General features: G+C 39.5%; 15 protein-coding genes. 10 read left to right on the top strand and 5 right to left on the bottom strand.

Going from position 1 to position 14,853, the window contains the following annotated elements; translation table 11 throughout:
• Nucleotides 1–198: 198 nt before the first annotated feature.
• Both xseB and xseA read right to left on the bottom strand, forming a co-directional pair.
• Nucleotides 199–393: an exodeoxyribonuclease VII small subunit gene (xseB, locus tag FTV13_RS13930; protein WP_005235956.1), complete on the bottom strand. Its 195-nt coding sequence runs from the start codon at nt 391–393 to the stop codon at nt 199–201.
• Complete coding sequence (xseA, locus tag FTV13_RS13935) at nt 383–1,654, bottom strand: exodeoxyribonuclease VII large subunit (protein ID WP_180012372.1); 1,272 nt, start codon at nt 1,652–1,654, stop codon at nt 383–385. The genes xseB and xseA overlap by 11 nt, the downstream gene beginning before the upstream one ends.
• A 454-nt stretch (nt 1,655–2,108) precedes the next feature.
• On the opposite strand from xseA, the gene FTV13_RS13940 reads away from it, so the two are divergent.
• From FTV13_RS13940 to gltS, 8 genes are all read left to right on the top strand, one after another.
• On the top strand, nt 2,109–2,555 hold the full coding sequence (locus tag FTV13_RS13940) for an I78 family peptidase inhibitor (RefSeq protein WP_004783808.1): 447 nt from the start codon (nt 2,109–2,111) through the stop codon (nt 2,553–2,555).
• Between the two features lie 112 nt (nt 2,556–2,667).
• On the top strand, nt 2,668–3,027 hold the full coding sequence (locus FTV13_RS13945) for a hypothetical protein (protein ID WP_004783806.1): 360 nt from the start codon (nt 2,668–2,670) through the stop codon (nt 3,025–3,027).
• A 213-nt stretch (nt 3,028–3,240) separates the two neighbouring features.
• Nucleotides 3,241–3,510, top strand: a complete 270-nt coding sequence (locus FTV13_RS13950) for a hypothetical protein (RefSeq protein ID WP_004783805.1) — start codon at nt 3,241–3,243, stop codon at nt 3,508–3,510.
• Nucleotides 3,511–3,807: 297 nt separating this feature from the next.
• Nucleotides 3,808–6,447 carry a bifunctional aconitate hydratase 2/2-methylisocitrate dehydratase gene (locus tag FTV13_RS13955; protein WP_004783803.1) on the top strand — a complete coding sequence of 880 codons (2,640 nt, stop codon included), beginning with the start codon at nt 3,808–3,810 and terminating at the stop codon, nt 6,445–6,447.
• Nucleotides 6,448–6,516: 69 nt separating this feature from the next.
• Complete coding sequence (locus FTV13_RS13960; RefSeq protein ID WP_179993009.1) at nt 6,517–7,224, top strand: hypothetical protein; 708 nt, start codon at nt 6,517–6,519, stop codon at nt 7,222–7,224.
• Nucleotides 7,225–7,282: 58 nt separating this feature from the next.
• Nucleotides 7,283–7,966 carry a hypothetical protein gene (locus FTV13_RS13965; protein WP_257218526.1) on the top strand — a complete coding sequence of 228 codons (684 nt, stop codon included), beginning with the start codon at nt 7,283–7,285 and terminating at the stop codon, nt 7,964–7,966.
• A 114-nt stretch (nt 7,967–8,080) separates the two neighbouring features.
• Nucleotides 8,081–8,275: a hypothetical protein gene (locus tag FTV13_RS13970; protein WP_179993012.1), complete on the top strand. Its 195-nt coding sequence runs from the start codon at nt 8,081–8,083 to the stop codon at nt 8,273–8,275.
• A gap of 124 nt (nt 8,276–8,399) precedes the next feature.
• Nucleotides 8,400–9,623, top strand: coding sequence for a sodium/glutamate symporter (gene gltS / locus FTV13_RS13975; RefSeq protein WP_104484060.1), 1,224 nt, complete (start codon nt 8,400–8,402; stop codon nt 9,621–9,623).
• A gap of 152 nt (nt 9,624–9,775) precedes the next feature.
• Here the strand turns inward: gltS and FTV13_RS13980 are convergent, their stop codons facing one another.
• Nucleotides 9,776–10,642 (bottom strand): alpha/beta fold hydrolase, encoded by an 867-nt coding sequence (locus FTV13_RS13980; RefSeq protein ID WP_179993008.1) that lies wholly within the window; start codon nt 10,640–10,642, stop codon nt 9,776–9,778.
• Nucleotides 10,643–10,758: 116 nt separating this feature from the next.
• On the opposite strand from FTV13_RS13980, the gene FTV13_RS13985 reads away from it, so the two are divergent.
• Complete coding sequence (locus FTV13_RS13985; protein WP_179993007.1) at nt 10,759–11,217, top strand: hypothetical protein; 459 nt, start codon at nt 10,759–10,761, stop codon at nt 11,215–11,217.
• A 108-nt stretch (nt 11,218–11,325) separates the two neighbouring features.
• Here FTV13_RS13985 and FTV13_RS13990 read toward each other — a convergent pair whose 3' ends face one another.
• Nucleotides 11,326–11,541, bottom strand: a complete 216-nt coding sequence (locus FTV13_RS13990) for a hypothetical protein (protein ID WP_004783783.1) — start codon at nt 11,539–11,541, stop codon at nt 11,326–11,328.
• Between the two features lie 593 nt (nt 11,542–12,134).
• On the bottom strand, nt 12,135–13,421 hold the full coding sequence (gene brnQ / locus FTV13_RS13995; RefSeq protein ID WP_159123164.1) for a branched-chain amino acid transport system II carrier protein: 1,287 nt from the start codon (nt 13,419–13,421) through the stop codon (nt 12,135–12,137).
• A 352-nt stretch (nt 13,422–13,773) separates the two neighbouring features.
• Here brnQ and map point away from each other — a divergent pair, with 352 nt between their 5' ends.
• Complete coding sequence (map, locus tag FTV13_RS14000) at nt 13,774–14,568, top strand: type I methionyl aminopeptidase (protein WP_179993006.1); 795 nt, start codon at nt 13,774–13,776, stop codon at nt 14,566–14,568.
• The last annotated feature ends 285 nt before the right edge of the window (nt 14,569–14,853 follow it).

Raw genomic sequence — 14,853 nt, forward strand, 5'->3', positions numbered from 1 at the left:
AGGGTGCAATCTAAATTTTCAGATAAAGTCATAAAAAAATGAGCGTATTTACATACACTCATTTTTACTACATTTTACTAATATTTGCTTAACTGACTGGCATTACTCTCTATGAGCGGTTTTTTATAGGCAAGAGATTTAAAAATAGCCTAAGCATTTAAATCATCAGGCTATACTGATTTAAGGTATTTAATAAAATTAATCCTTAAAGGTCTCGTTTAGTGCATTCTGAACAGCTTCCACTCGAGATTTACAGGCTTTATACGCCTGCATAGACTCTTCAACGATTTTCATCAGATTATCAATATCTGGTTCTTGCTGAGATTCAAGTAATTCAGCATTCTTTTTCAAGATGTCATAGCCTTCCTGAAAGCTCAAAGTATCATGACTCATGGGGAGTTACCTGCGTAAGTTGTGCTGAAAATAGGCCATCGTGTAATTCAACCTGAACGGGTTGTTGGACATCAATTTGATGGATTGAACGAACCACATGTTCTTGCTGGCGCACAATGGCATAGCCTTTGGACAAAACATGTTTGGGATTTTGCAGCAGTGTTTCCCGCATCAGGGCATCTAGCTGCTGGTTAATCAGTTGGGTCTGTTGCTGGGCAAGGTTAGAGGTGTTGGACTTGAGCTGCTCTAAACGTTGCAAGGCATTCATAATCTGGTGATTGGCCAAATTTTGGATTAGCTTTAGATATTGCTCATTCTGGCTTTGATAAGCTTGAATTTGCTGTTGAGAAAGTCTCTGGATACTTTGCAGGTTATTTATAACTTCTTGCGTCAGCTCGACGACATGATTGCGAATTCCAGCAATCACTTTACTTGGTGTGTCGAAAGAACGATGAGCAATTTCATCCAGAATCGTCCTGTCTTTTTCATGACCAATACCAACCCAGACGGGAACTGAACGTTTGCAGAGCAGGGCAGCCAATGCATAGTCATTTAAATAAGCTAGATCATTGACTGCACCACCGCCACGAATGATTACGATCAGGTCAGGCGCGTTATGATAAGTTTGTGCCCACTGCTTTAAAGCTTGTGCCAAGCTTTGCATGATGCTTTGCGCTGCCGTATTTCCCTGAAAGGTCGCACTGTGATAGATAAATTCGCATACCTGAGCTTTTTGTAAAGCATCAGCATCTTTCTTGAAATCGCCCAGACCTGCAGCCTTTTCTGGAGCAATCACCAGAATCCGGTTTAGGTCAAAAGGTGTAGGCAGATTTTTATTGCGATTAATCAGACCTTCGGTTGTCAGTCTTTCTACAATCTGCTGATAACGTCGGGCTATATCTCCCAAGGTATATCCAGAATCAATCTCTACAATATTTAGGGAAAACCCATATTGCGGATCAAAGCTGGCTTTGACTTTGATTAAAACCTTAAGGTCCCGGCTTAGCTCAATACCACTTTCACGTTCAAATTGCGTCACAATTTTCTGTGCAGCAAATTTCCAGATGGTGGCCCGGCAACTGGCAATGACCTGATCATTGTCAGGATCTTTTTCTGCCAGTTCCAGATAGTAATGGCCAGCTTTGATATTTAAATTTCGAATCTCAGCTTTGACCCACACCGGTGTATCGAAAGTGATTTTAACTACTTCCTGAACCGTAGAAAGGTATTCTTTTAAGGAAAGCTGGAGATCGTCTTGCATGCCGAGATAAAGTTTAAAATTCAATCAAATATTAAATCAATATGATTGCTAGTACAAACACTAAGCTCAGCGCATAAAGAAGACTAGGATAAAAAACTGAGGCAAGAATTAGCTTAATAGTCTAAAAACAAAATATTAGAGTAATCCTTGGTTGATGAAAGGTAATAAACACTTTGTATAATAATGTAATGACATTGTCATCTTGAAGCCATTCCAATATTTAACTGAATCTAAATTTTAGTTAGTTTAAGAAAGAGATTACTTTTAAAAGCTAATTATTGATTGATATAAATCATAGGAAATAGTGAGAACTTAAATGGGGTTAAACCTAATGATATTAAAAAATGATCCTGCCGCTTTTTACAGAATTACAAACACTCAAGCCTTTTCAGATCTGACGCTATAAATGGAATATGCTACATTAAAGGCGAATTCCTTTAGAAGAATACCGCTCATGAAAAAAATAATTTTATCTGGTTTGTCCGGATTATTTGCATCCATCCTCCTTGCTGGTTGTAGTACAACCCAGTCGCCTGATTCAAACTCTGCGTCATTAGGAACAGCCAATCCAGCGAGTGCCTATTGTATCAATCAGGGTGGAAAGCTGGAAATCCGTAATGAAACTAATGGGCAAGTGGGCTATTGTCATATAAAAAATGGGCAAGTGGTCGAAGAATGGGAATATTTCCGAGCAAACCAGCCTAAATGTATCGCTGATCAGGCAGCTGCACTGGTGGGTCAATCGAATTTAACTGAAGCGCAAATCAAAGAAAAAACCAAAGCTCAAATGGTACGCATGGTTGCACCTGGCCAGCCTGTCACTATGGATTATCGTGAAGAGCGCGTGACGGTCACTGTAGATCCAGCCACTAAGAAAGTAGTTCAGGCCAGCTGTGGTTAAGATATGAAATGCTACTTTCGAGCAGGCAGTATCAATAAGAATAGGTAGAAATTTCATTTTAAATGACAAATCTGTGCTGATCTCTTATAGTGCCTCTCGGAAGGAGAAATTCATGAAAAAGTTATTTGCTTTATCGCTGATGGTTGCTCTGGTCGGCTGTGCAGAGAAAAAACCTTTAACCCCTGAAGAGCAGTGGCATGGCTATTGTCGTAGTGTGGGGAATGCTGCACGGACCATTATGCTGGATCGTCAGAATGCGATCGAGAAAGAAAAGGCTGTTGAGCATGCCAACAAGATTGATGACGACATTACTCGCGGTTTTATCCTGAATATTATCGATGAAGTCTATGCACTTCCGGAACAGGAAATTAAGACCGATGTAGATGCAGCCCGTGAGAAAGTCCGCGCTGAATTTACCGAAAAATGTATCGCCACACCGCATGATAAAATGCCAGATTACAAACCGTTCTAAGGAACGGTTTTTTATATTTAAATAAAACAAACTAAGAAATCATCATTCAAAATAAATAGTGGTTTATAGATATAAGAAAATTCTTCTAATAATAAAAATAGCCTAAGCAATATTAAATATAATTTGTGACAATTGCTAAATCTAAAATATAGAAATGCTTATCTTTATATTGAATAATGAATTTAACTCCAAAGCCTTGAGGAGAACAATAATATGGACGTCGTGAAGTATTTATATCACTCAGATCTGCTGTTAGAAGATGAAAAAGGATTGGCGATTATCGGTGGCGGACGCTATGTCCTGAGTGTAGGAGACAAGGTCGTGATTAAGCAGATCTTGGAGCAGGACAAAAAACGCTGTCTGGTCGAGATTTCCTTTGCCAGCAACAACCATAGTCAGACTTATGAAGATCAATGCGAATTAAAATTTGAGGGTTGTCGGGACGCTTTTCAGCAATATTTGAACTCGACGACAGTCCACTAAGGTGGAGTATCTTTTTCTAAGTAAATCAGGCAACATCGATGTTGCCTTTTTTATGCGTCAAATTTGGTTAAAAGTTGCCATATCTGTACTTAAATTATGCAAGGCGATGATGATTTGATTATTGAATGATCTTTATAAGCATCATTTAGTTATAAAATAATGAGCATCACAAAGAAACACTGTACTTGCATTAACTTTTAACTGGAATTTTAGTAAAATTTTAGAGTCCATATTATTTGTGAAGCTTTTATAAAGCAGGAATTCACAGGTAATTTTTTAAAAAAGAGGAATAACACCGTGCTAGAAGCTTACCGCCAACACGTTGAAGAACGTGCCGCACTCGGAGTCCCACCGAAGCCACTTGATGATGCTCAAACTGCTGCATTAGTTGAATTATTAAAAAATCCCCCAGCTGGTGAAGAAGCATACTTAGTTGACTTGCTTGAAAACCGTGTTCCAGCGGGTGTTGACCAAGCTGCATACGTAAAAGCTGCGTTCTTAGCTGCATTGGCAAAAGGCGAAGCGACTTCTCCACTAGTTTCTAAAGAACGTGCGGTTTACTTACTGGGCACTATGCTTGGTGGTTATAACGTTGCTCCTTTAGTTGAACTTCTAGAAGACGCAGAGCTTGGTGGTCTTGCTGCTGAAGCTTTGAAAAAAACGCTTCTTGTATTTGATGCGTTCCATGACGTAGCTGATAAAGCACGTGCAGGTAATGCAAATGCAAAAGCTGTTCTTCAATCATGGGCTGACGCTGAATGGTTCACAAACCGTGCAGACGTTCCAGAAGAAATCAAACTGACAGTTTTCAAAGTAACTGGCGAAACGAATACTGATGACTTGTCTCCAGCACAAGACGCTTGGAGCCGTCCAGACATTCCATTGCACGCAAATGCAATGCTGAAAAACGAACGTGATGGCATCAACCCAGAAGTTCCTGGTGAAGTTGGTCCATTAAACCAAATTAAAGATCTCATCGCGAAAGGCAACAAAGTTGCTTACGTAGGTGACGTTGTTGGTACAGGTTCTTCTCGTAAATCTGCAACTAACTCTGTACTTTGGTTCTTCGGTGACGAAATCGCTCACATTCCTAACAAGAAAGAAGGCGGTTATTGCTTAGGTTCTAAAATTGCTCCGATTTTCTTCAACACTATGGAAGACGCTGGTGCGTTACCAGTTGAAATCGACGTAGCAAACATGAACATGGGTGATGAAATCACTCTTAAAATCGACAAGGCTGCTGCTAAAGTAACTGCGTTCAAAGACGGCGCTCAAATCGCTGAAGCTGACCTTAAAACTCCAGTACTTTTAGACGAAGTTCGTGCGGGTGGTCGTATTAACCTGATCATCGGTCGTGGTTTGACAACTAAAGCACGTGAAGAGCTTGGTCTTGAGCCTTCAACTCTGTTCCGTACTCCAGTACAACCTGCTGACACTGGCAAAGGCTTCACCCTTGCTCAGAAGATGGTTGGTCGCGCTTGTGGTCTTCCTGAAGGTCAAGGTATCCGTCCAGGTACTTACTGTGAACCACGTATGACTACTGTTGGTTCTCAAGATACTACTGGTCCGATGACTCGTGACGAATTAAAAGACTTGGCTTGCCTAGGCTTCTCTGCTGACTTGGTAATGCAATCTTTCTGTCACACAGCTGCGTATCCAAAACCAGTTGACGTTCAAATGCAACACACGCTTCCTGATTTCATCATGAACCGTGGCGGTGTTTCTCTACGTCCAGGTGACGGTATTATCCACTCTTGGTTAAACCGTATGCTTCTTCCAGATACCGTTGGTACTGGCGGTGACTCACATACTCGTTTCCCAATCGGTATCTCATTCCCAGCGGGTTCTGGTCTTGTAGCATTCGCTGCAGCAACTGGTGTTATGCCACTTGATATGCCAGAATCTGTTCTTGTGAAGTTCAAAGGTAAAATGCAACCTGGTATCACTCTACGTGACCTAGTTCATGCAATTCCTTACGTAGCGATCCAAGAAGGTGACCTGACTGTAGAGAAGAAAGGTAAGAAAAACATCTTCTCTGGCCGTATCCTTGAGATTGACCTGACAGAAATGGAAACTGACCTGACTGTTGAGCAAGCATTCGAACTTTCTGATGCTTCTGCTGAACGTTCTGCTGCTGGTTGTGCGATCACTCTTTCTGAAGAGAAAGTTGCTGAATACCTACGTTCTAACATCACTATGCTGAAGTGGATGATTTCACAAGGCTATGGCGATGCTCGTACTATGGCGCGCCGTGTTGAGAACATGGAAAAATGGTTGGCTAACCCATCACTTCTTAAAGCTGATGCTGATGCTGAATACACTAAAGTGTATGAAATCGACCTTTCTACAATCACAGAACCAGTTCTTTGCTGCCCGAACGACCCAGATGATGCGAAACTTCTTTCTGACGTTCAAGGCGTGAAAATTGATGAAGTATTCATCGGTTCTTGTATGACTAACATCGGTCACTTCCGTGCAGCTGGTAAACTTCTAGACAAAGTACCTGGTGGTTCTTTATCTACTCGTCTATGGTTGGCTCCACCAACTCGTATGGACGAACACCAATTGATGGAAGAAGGTTTCTACAATACTTATGGTAAAGCTGGCGCTCGTACTGAAATGCCAGGCTGTTCATTATGTATGGGTAACCAAGCACGTGTAGCTCCAAACACTACTTGTGTGTCTACATCTACTCGTAACTTCCCGAACCGTCTAGGTCAAGGTGCTAACGTTTACCTAGCATCTGCTGAGCTTGCTTCTGTTGCTGCTGTATTAGGTAAATTACCTTCTCCAGAAGAATACCAACAGTACGCTGCTCAAATCGACAGTATGTCTGCTGACATCTACCAATACTTGAACTTCGACAAGATGAGCGAGTATACAGATGCTGCTAAAGACATCGATACCAAGAAAATTGCTGCTGCTCAATTAGCTTAATTGATCAAAAAGTAGTTTAGAATAAGGGCTGATTTATCAGCCCTTATTTTTTTATTTAGTATTTATAAGATGTACAAACTTATTTCGATTTTAAAAGAATTATCAGCACAACACGATATAAAAAATTATCATTGGGATATTCCCAAAAATTGCCCGATACAAATTCCAGATTATTTATCCTCAAACTTCGATAGAAATGTTTATCTCAAAGAACATTTCAATAAAGCCTTGAATAAAGGTGACTGTTTACCTGGTTATTATTGGATAATTCAAGAGTGGGGCGGGATTTCTTCTTTCAAACGTAATGAACTGAACGATGCCAAAATTTTGAAATTTTTAAAGGATCTTGAGGAAAAATCGCTTACTAAAGTATCTTTTGATCGTATTTCATCTTTTTCTAAAGTTGCTTCTTTCATTCAACCCAGTGAATACGTTATTTATGATTCAAGAGTGATTTATTCACTCAATTGGCTACTATTTAATTATGCATCTGAGTGGGAGCTGTTTAGTCAGCCACAAAGTCGAAATAGTGAGTTGATGAAATATGATATGCAAACAATATTTCGTCTGACAGGAAAGAGCCCTAAATACCGTAGTCATAAAAATGCTTATAATGAATATTGTGAGTTGATAAAAATGCTTTCTAAAGAAATCTATGAACAAGGTGGTAAGCCTTATTTGTTAGAAATGTTATTGTTTACTGTGGCACCAAATGCGATTGTAGAAGATATACAGAAAAAAGTTTCTCTAAAAATTGATTTAGAATTAACTGTTTAATTGAAAGATAATTTAAATAAGAAGTATGATTAGGGCTGACTTATGAACGCTTTTTTATATGAATAATCAATCTTGCTATATGTGTGATAATTTGGCGACAACAAAAGAACACGTGCCACCAAAATGCTTATTTCCAGAAAAAAAAGACTTAAAAGATATTAGTTTAGATTTAAGAAAAGGACTGATCAAAGTACCTTCATGTGTGAATCATAATTGTAAGAAGTCAGGTGATGATGAATATCTGTTGAATGTTTTATCAATGACAATTCAAACAGGTAAATATGGACTTTTAAATTTTGAAAGTAAGGTAATGCGTTCTTGGAGTAGAAAGGATCGAATATCTAAACTAAAAGAAAAATTAATATCGACAGCTAGAGCAGTAAAAATAAAAGATTCAGAGTCAGAAGATATTTTTGAAGCTTTGGAATTAACTGTAGATAGGGATAGATTGAAAGAAGTTTTAAGATGTTGTGCTCTAGGACTTTATTATTATGAATTTGGAAAGAGGTATAAGGGTTCAGTACACTCAACTCCTTTATTTTCACCAATCCCTGATAAGAATTGGATAGAACAACAAGGTCAAATGGAGGATTACTATTTTAATAAATTTAAGAATATTAAAAGAAAAGGAGATAATCCTGAGATTTTCCAATATGCGTTTTATCAAGATACATTTAATAATATGCTAGTAGTACTAATGTGGTTTTATGAAGGATGTAAAGCAATATCATTTTTCAGATAAGCATATATTTAAAAACTTCTACAAATTGCACATTTACTAAATATATCATGCAATTCAAATATTAAAAATTATTGAAAGTTGTCATAAAAGCCCAAACAATCTCGATTCCTCTGCATTGGTGGTTTCCTCAATGGAACTCAGGTTAAAGACCAAGGCGATAGCTTTGTCTGCGTCGAAAATGGTAAACAGGTGACTTACCATAAAAAGGAAATCTTCCATCAAGATGCTTGGGATCATGATTATTATGTTTGTGAAACTACGACTGACCAGCAAGCACGCAACTGGGTTTATGATATTCCACCACATTAATTGTCTCTATTCAGGCTGTAAATCAAACAATTACTAGAAACAATAACTTGCATAACATTTCTAAAATTGATTTTTCATACTATTTTCCTAAAACTGTATGAAAATAAAGCCAATAGGGAATATTATGAATTATGAAATCGATGCCTTTGGCACCTTGGTAATTGCAGTTTTTTTTCTTTTCATTGGGCGGTATCTGGTTAGTAAAATTGGCTTCTTTAGAAATTATAACTTACCCGAACCCGTAATCGGCGGTCTGATCGCAGCGATTACAGCTTTTATTCTCTATAAATTTTTTAATATCAGTGCCACATTTGACTCAGAAATCCAAACTATTTTGATGCTGATGTTCTTTACCTCTGTTGGTTTAAGTGCAGACTTTACCAAGCTCAAAGAAGGCGGGAAATCACTGCTGATCTTTCTGGTCTGTGTCATTCTATTTGTAGTTGTACAAAATGCGGTGGGTATGAGCTTAGCTACAGCACTTGGGCTTGATCCATTGATTGGTCTGATTGTTGGTTCTGTTACCTTAACAGGGGGTCATGGTACTGCCGGTGCTTGGGGTGAAGTTCTGGAAACTCAATATGGAATCCAGGGGGCAATTGTCCTCGGAATGGCAAGCGCTACTTTTGGTTTGATTATTGGTGGACTTGTGGGCGGTCCGGTTGCCAAATTCTTGATTAAACGCAATCAATTGGCAGAGACAGTAGCGCAAGAGACCAATGAGCAACAACTCGATACTAGCATCAACACCGCACCCTTCGAATATCCAAAGAAAACCCGGTTGATTACAGCCAGTAATGCAGTGTCGACTTTGGGGATGTTTGCGCTATGTATTTTTGTTGCGAATGAGATGACAGAGATCAGTCAGGGAAGATGGTTTGAACTGCCGACCTTTGTCTGGGCCTTAGGGACAGGGGTGATTGTACGTAACTTCCTGGAACATGTCCTAAAAGTCGATATCTTCGACCGTGCTATTGATGTATTCGGAAATGCGTCATTGTCTCTGTATTTATCTATGGCTTTACTGTCACTGCAACTTTGGTTACTGGCCGATTTGGCAGGCCCGCTCATTACCATTTTGTTTGCGCAGACAGCGGTACTGATTTTATTTACCGCAATTGTGACCTTTAGAATCATGGGAAAAAATTACGATGCCGCTGTATTGGTAGCAGGACATTGTGGTTTTGGTATGGGAGCAACACCGACTGCGATTGCCAATATTCAGGCGGTCACCAATAGTTATGGTCCATCACATAAAGCATTTTTGATCGTACCGCTGTGTGGTGCATTTTTTATTGATATTGTGAATGCTGTGGTGATTCAGAGCATCATTGCATTTTTCGGTTAAATTTTAATACAACTTTAAAATCATATAGACATGAAAAAGCCCCATGGTTAGGGGCTAGTCGTATGCACATCTGAGGCACATACTGTAAGAGGCTCATCTCATACTGAGCGTATTAAAGCACATTAACCTATCAATAGCCATTTAAATCATCTTTAGGCAGATAACTGTTGCTCAATGACTGGCCATAAGTTTTGATGTGAATTCTTGAACATCAGCATATGGCCAATCCCTTTATGACCATATTCTTGGGGCTTTAGCTCAATCATTTCTGTGGCTGCTTTTGGATATAAGCGCAGCAAGTCTTTGACATTCGCTTGAGTGGCGATTTCATCATCCGACGCCCAGATTGATGTGATCGGGCAGGTGATCTGAGCATGATAGTCATGTGCTGGTGCGATCTTTTTACCAATCGCATTAATTATATAACCTGGTTTACTACAAAATTCTGCCCATTCACGTGCCACATCTTTTGGCAGGTTTTCACCCATACCAATCGCTTGGGTTGGGCCATAGCCTTTAGTGATACGTGCCAATGGGAAAATGATATTGAACATCACTGGCGCTAGTAATTTGGTGCGGCCCCTTAAACCTTTAATATGACCCGTCGATCCGGCAATTGCCACGACTTTTTCCACTTTGACATAGTTTGGGACAATACCCAGCAGCTGTCCACCAGCACTATGACCAAGTAAGATGACCTTTGCTGCCTGAGTTTTAGCTAATAGCGCATCTATCGCAGCCGGAATGTCCAGTTGTCCCCATTGCACAATACTGGCTTTAGACTGCTTAACCGAACCTTTTAAAGATTCCCCAATACCTCGAAAATCAAATACCATTACGGCATAACCCTGAGTTTGCAACCAGCAGCTAAAAATATGATAAAACTGTTTGGTAATGCCAGTCGCAGGACAGATTAATATGGGAGATTTCTTACTTTCAGTCTCAGTGACTGGATAAAAACGTGCACTTAATTGATAGCCATCCTGGCACTTTAGAGTCAATGTTTCGAATTCAGACATGGGCTACACTATATTTTTGAATCAGAATGAATGCTTAAATTTACCTGACTTCTTCAAAGAAACTTGTTAAAACAATGACTAAAAAGTCAGTACGATGATAAAAACGGAATGAAAATATGCAGGGAATCGAACTTGATCTGGCAGTAAAGATCGCGATTATTTTTAGTGGAATATTCTTATGGGTGGGGATGTTAACCGGAGTATGGAAGTATTGGCAAATCCGCCAGTCTGTCAATTCACGGGCGCATTATTATGTGGATATTGCGCATCGCAGCAGTCTGCTTTATGCCCCTGCGACATTGATTCTGGCAGTATTGGCTTACTATTCAGCACTATCTTCGCAGATTAATTTGATCTGTGTATTGATCAATGTTCTCTTTTTCAGTTTCTCGATTAGTGCGTATATCTTGCATGGGTTTTTGAAAGACACCACTAATCAGTTTAAGCGACCGCATCAACTAGGTAAATTTCAGTTGCCGGGCGTGCTTATGACTTTGGCAATGTTAGGTTTAATTATTACAGAATTAGGAGGAACAAGTGTGCTTCTTTATGGGGCGGCGGTCGGATTATTCTAATTTTTTAATAGTTGATTTTATTTTTTGAGCTTTAAGCTCAATTTATTTCTTTTCTGCCAGATGGATGACTGGCCAGATCATCCACTGGGGTATAAATTTATTAATAAATTATCGGTATTTCTGGTCAATCACAGCCCATAAGAAAAAGGCTGCCGACACAATCAAGGCATAACCGACGTACTCAAATTTTAAATTGCCTTGAATTAAACAATGCACAATCAAGGTCAGCATAAGCGCAACCGTGGTGCTCAAGAAAGTCACCAGATTGGTATTTGCCTTAAGAGCGTCAATGAAGACTTGCTTTTTGAAATGTACTGATAACATCTCCATCCCTCCCGTTTATTTGTATTATTGAAGAGTAAATCTTATTGATTTAGTCTGAATTGAATATACAGTTGTACTTCTTAATTTCAACCTTTGCAACTATTTAAGTGAACTTTAACAGTTAAAAAAGGCCTCCTTTAGTCGTATTACTGCACTAATCAATGATTGCATCTGAATCATCACCGTTAACATTTCAGCGAGGGCAGTTCGACTGAAGTGTGCAAGTGACCAATCATTGCTACCATAGAGAAAAGCAAATTCTACGCCAAAAATTTGTAGAGATAATCCAGAGAATGTAAGTCTATGTAGGATGATGAAGGTGAGTTGGTTTAATCAGGAAACAATATGTTTAAAAAACAGTAAAATAGAGAGTTGTATTGATCTTCTGCTAAAGAATGAAAACGGAAGTAAGAAAGAAGCTAATTAAAATAATTGATTAAAAGTTTATAAAGCTTTCTAAAATACAATTTGGCTATGATGAGAAGGTTAGGGTGTAAACAATAAATGCCGGTTTGGGTAAAACCTGACAGATATTGATCACGCTAAAACCGGATTTTGGGTAAAAATACGATTTTTATGACCTCTTAGAAAGATTAATTTCTGATGCGGTCAATCACAGCGGCAATGACAAGAACAATAAGAGATGGAATCAGCCATGCCATATTTTGTTCAGAAAGCGGTAAGTTCTGTAGCAATTCAGGTAATTCAAGACCAGCAACTTTAAGCCCATCAAAAACACCGAAAATAAATGCAACCAGTGTAGTCGGTGCAACAACTTGAGCAGGCTTTTTAAAGAAATGACCGCAGAAGCTTAGCAGGATCACTGCAATCGCAGGCGGATAAATCGCGCTCAATACAGGCACAGACACGGCAATTAGTTTGGTCAAACCAAGATTTGAAATCACCAGCGAGAAGCCGACCAGTACAAAGACAAAGGCTTTATAAGGCAGTTTGGTAATAGAGGAGAAGTATTCAGCACATGCACAGGTTAAGCCAATCGCAGTCACCATGCAGGCAACAAAGATCATGGTGGCAAGGAAATAAGCACCCATATCACCAAAAGCATGTTGTACATAGGCATGCAGAATAATCGCACCATTCGCAGCATTAGGGGCAACATCATGACTACCTAAGCCTAGTTTAAACAGGCTGAGATACACCAGCGTCAAACCGATACCAGAAATAATCGCTGCATTGACTGCATATTTGGTAATCAGCTTGCGATCCGTTACGCCACGAGAAGTAATCGCACGCACAATCACAATACCAAAGACCAATGCACCTAAGGTATCCATGGTCAGATAACCATTAACGATGCCTTCAGTGACCGGACTTGTAACATAGTTACCCACTGCAGCAGGTGGTTTGCCGGCAGGAATCAATACTGCAGCACCGCCTAAAATAATCAATGCGATAATTTTTACTGGAGACAGGAAGTATCCAACTGTATCCAGAATCTTATTTGGATAAAGGGAAACCAGAGTCACTACAGCGAAATAGATCACACTATAGATCAGCAGATTGCTAGGTGCATTGCCAAAGTATGAAGAGAAGCCGATTTCATAAGAAACGGTTGCAGTACGTGGTGTCGCAAACAAAGGCCCAACCGTCAGATAACACACGACAGTCAATAAAAGACTGGCAGCTTTACCTAAAGGAGAACTTAAGATCTGGATTGAACCTTCAACACGTGACAATGCCACGATGGTGATGACAGGTAGGCCAACTGCCGTAATCAGGAAACCTAGGGCAGCTAACCATACATGCTCACCGGCTTGTTGAGCCACAATCGGTGGAAAGATAATGTTGCCTGCACCAATAAACAGTGCAAAGGTCATAAAACCTAAGGCCACAATATCTCTTGTACGGAGACTTGTCATAGAGGGAGAACAAATAAATAAAAGAAAGCGATTTTAGTGTATATATGATGATTTTTGGAGTTTAATTTAATGCCGAAAGCCTTGATTTTACTGATCTTGATGATCGGATAATATGAACTTTAAAAGCTTGGTAGAAATATATCTTTGATATTCAGTTAAAAAAATTATAATTTATTTTTAAATAAATAAATCATTTAGGCTCCATTTCATCATTTTAAGCTTATTGTTTGTATAAATAAGCAGCATTGAGATTCTCTAGAGCAAGTTTTAAGAATTGTCATGCAGAGCGAACAAATGCGCATCTTGGCTGAAAAAGGACTATAATTTCCCGATTCACCTTGAGGATAGATCCATGCGAGCTCCAGCGATTACTCTGAAAACCGAACAAGATATCGAAAAATTACGTATATCTGGGCGTTTGGCTGCACAGGTTTTGGAAATGATCGGGGAGCATGTCAAGCCGGGTGTCACAACTGAATATCTGGATGACATCTGTCATGATTTTATCGTCAATACACTAAAAGTGACGCCAGCTAATATTGGCTATTATGGTTATACCAAAACCACCTGTATTTCACCGAATGAAGTGGTTTGTCATGGTATTCCATCTCCGAATACGGTCTTGCAAGATGGCGATATTATTAATATTGACGTTGCGATCATTAAAGACGGTTATTTTGGCGATACCAGTCGAATGTATTATGTCGGTACACCAACTCCTGAAGCCAAACGTCTGGTCGAAACCACTTATGAAGCTATGGTTGCCGGGATTCATGCCGTTAAACCGGGCGCAACCCTAGGCGATATTGGTTATGCAATCCAGTCTGTTGCACAGCGTGAAGGCTACACCATTGTGCGTGAATATTGTGGTCATGGGATTGGTAAAATTTATCACGAACAGCCAAACATTCTGCATTACGGACAACCAGGTCAGGGCATCAAACTGGTACCCGGTATGGTCTTTACCATTGAACCTATGGTCAACATGGGTAAAGCACGTGTTAAAGAGCTGAAGGACGGCTGGACAGTCGTGACTGCAGATAAATCCTGGTCAGCTCAATGGGAACACATGGTAGTTGTAACCGACACAGGTTTTGAGCTGTTATCACCATGGCCAGAAGGCACTGGCGAGTATCCGGAAATTTAAATTATTTTTCATGTTATGCATTGAAATACAGTAGCTTACATAAATTACAGCATACGTGTTATTAATGACAAAAGCCTACAAAATACTACATGAAGAAGTGGTTTAACCAGCCAAATTCTCTTAATCTATTTATAGTTAGTTGATATTTGCTTTGTTAGATGTCTGATTGCTGTGTATTAGATTTGGCTTGGCGGTAGTAGTTTCCTTTCGTTCACTTCATGCTGTAGTGAATCGTTTTTATTAGCTCATTTTTCCCCAAGAATGAGCTATTTTTTTTGCCGGAAA

The sequence above is a fragment of the Acinetobacter sp. YH12235 genome (assembly GCF_013417705.1).
Classification (GTDB): domain Bacteria; phylum Pseudomonadota; class Gammaproteobacteria; order Pseudomonadales; family Moraxellaceae; genus Acinetobacter.

Excerpts from the sequence above, each read along its gene's own strand:
- xseB (WP_005235956.1), bottom strand. The coding sequence starts at position 393 with ATGAGTCATGATACTTTGAGCTTTCAGGAAGGCTATGACATCTTGAAA.
- xseA (WP_180012372.1), bottom strand. The coding sequence starts at position 1,654 with ATGCAAGACGATCTCCAGCTTTCCTTAAAAGAATACCTTTCTACGGTT.
- FTV13_RS13940 (WP_004783808.1), top strand. The coding sequence starts at position 2,109 with ATGAAAAAAATAATTTTATCTGGTTTGTCCGGATTATTTGCATCCATC.
- FTV13_RS13945 (WP_004783806.1), top strand. The coding sequence starts at position 2,668 with ATGAAAAAGTTATTTGCTTTATCGCTGATGGTTGCTCTGGTCGGCTGT.
- FTV13_RS13950 (WP_004783805.1), top strand. The coding sequence starts at position 3,241 with ATGGACGTCGTGAAGTATTTATATCACTCAGATCTGCTGTTAGAAGAT.
- FTV13_RS13960 (WP_179993009.1), top strand. The coding sequence starts at position 6,517 with ATGTACAAACTTATTTCGATTTTAAAAGAATTATCAGCACAACACGAT.
- FTV13_RS13965 (WP_257218526.1), top strand. The coding sequence starts at position 7,283 with ATGAATAATCAATCTTGCTATATGTGTGATAATTTGGCGACAACAAAA.
- gltS (WP_104484060.1), top strand. The coding sequence starts at position 8,400 with ATGAATTATGAAATCGATGCCTTTGGCACCTTGGTAATTGCAGTTTTT.
- FTV13_RS13980 (WP_179993008.1), bottom strand. The coding sequence starts at position 10,642 with ATGTCTGAATTCGAAACATTGACTCTAAAGTGCCAGGATGGCTATCAA.
- FTV13_RS13985 (WP_179993007.1), top strand. The coding sequence starts at position 10,759 with ATGCAGGGAATCGAACTTGATCTGGCAGTAAAGATCGCGATTATTTTT.
- FTV13_RS13990 (WP_004783783.1), bottom strand. The coding sequence starts at position 11,541 with ATGTTATCAGTACATTTCAAAAAGCAAGTCTTCATTGACGCTCTTAAG.
- brnQ (WP_159123164.1), bottom strand. The coding sequence starts at position 13,421 with ATGACAAGTCTCCGTACAAGAGATATTGTGGCCTTAGGTTTTATGACC.
- map (WP_179993006.1), top strand. The coding sequence starts at position 13,774 with ATGCGAGCTCCAGCGATTACTCTGAAAACCGAACAAGATATCGAAAAA.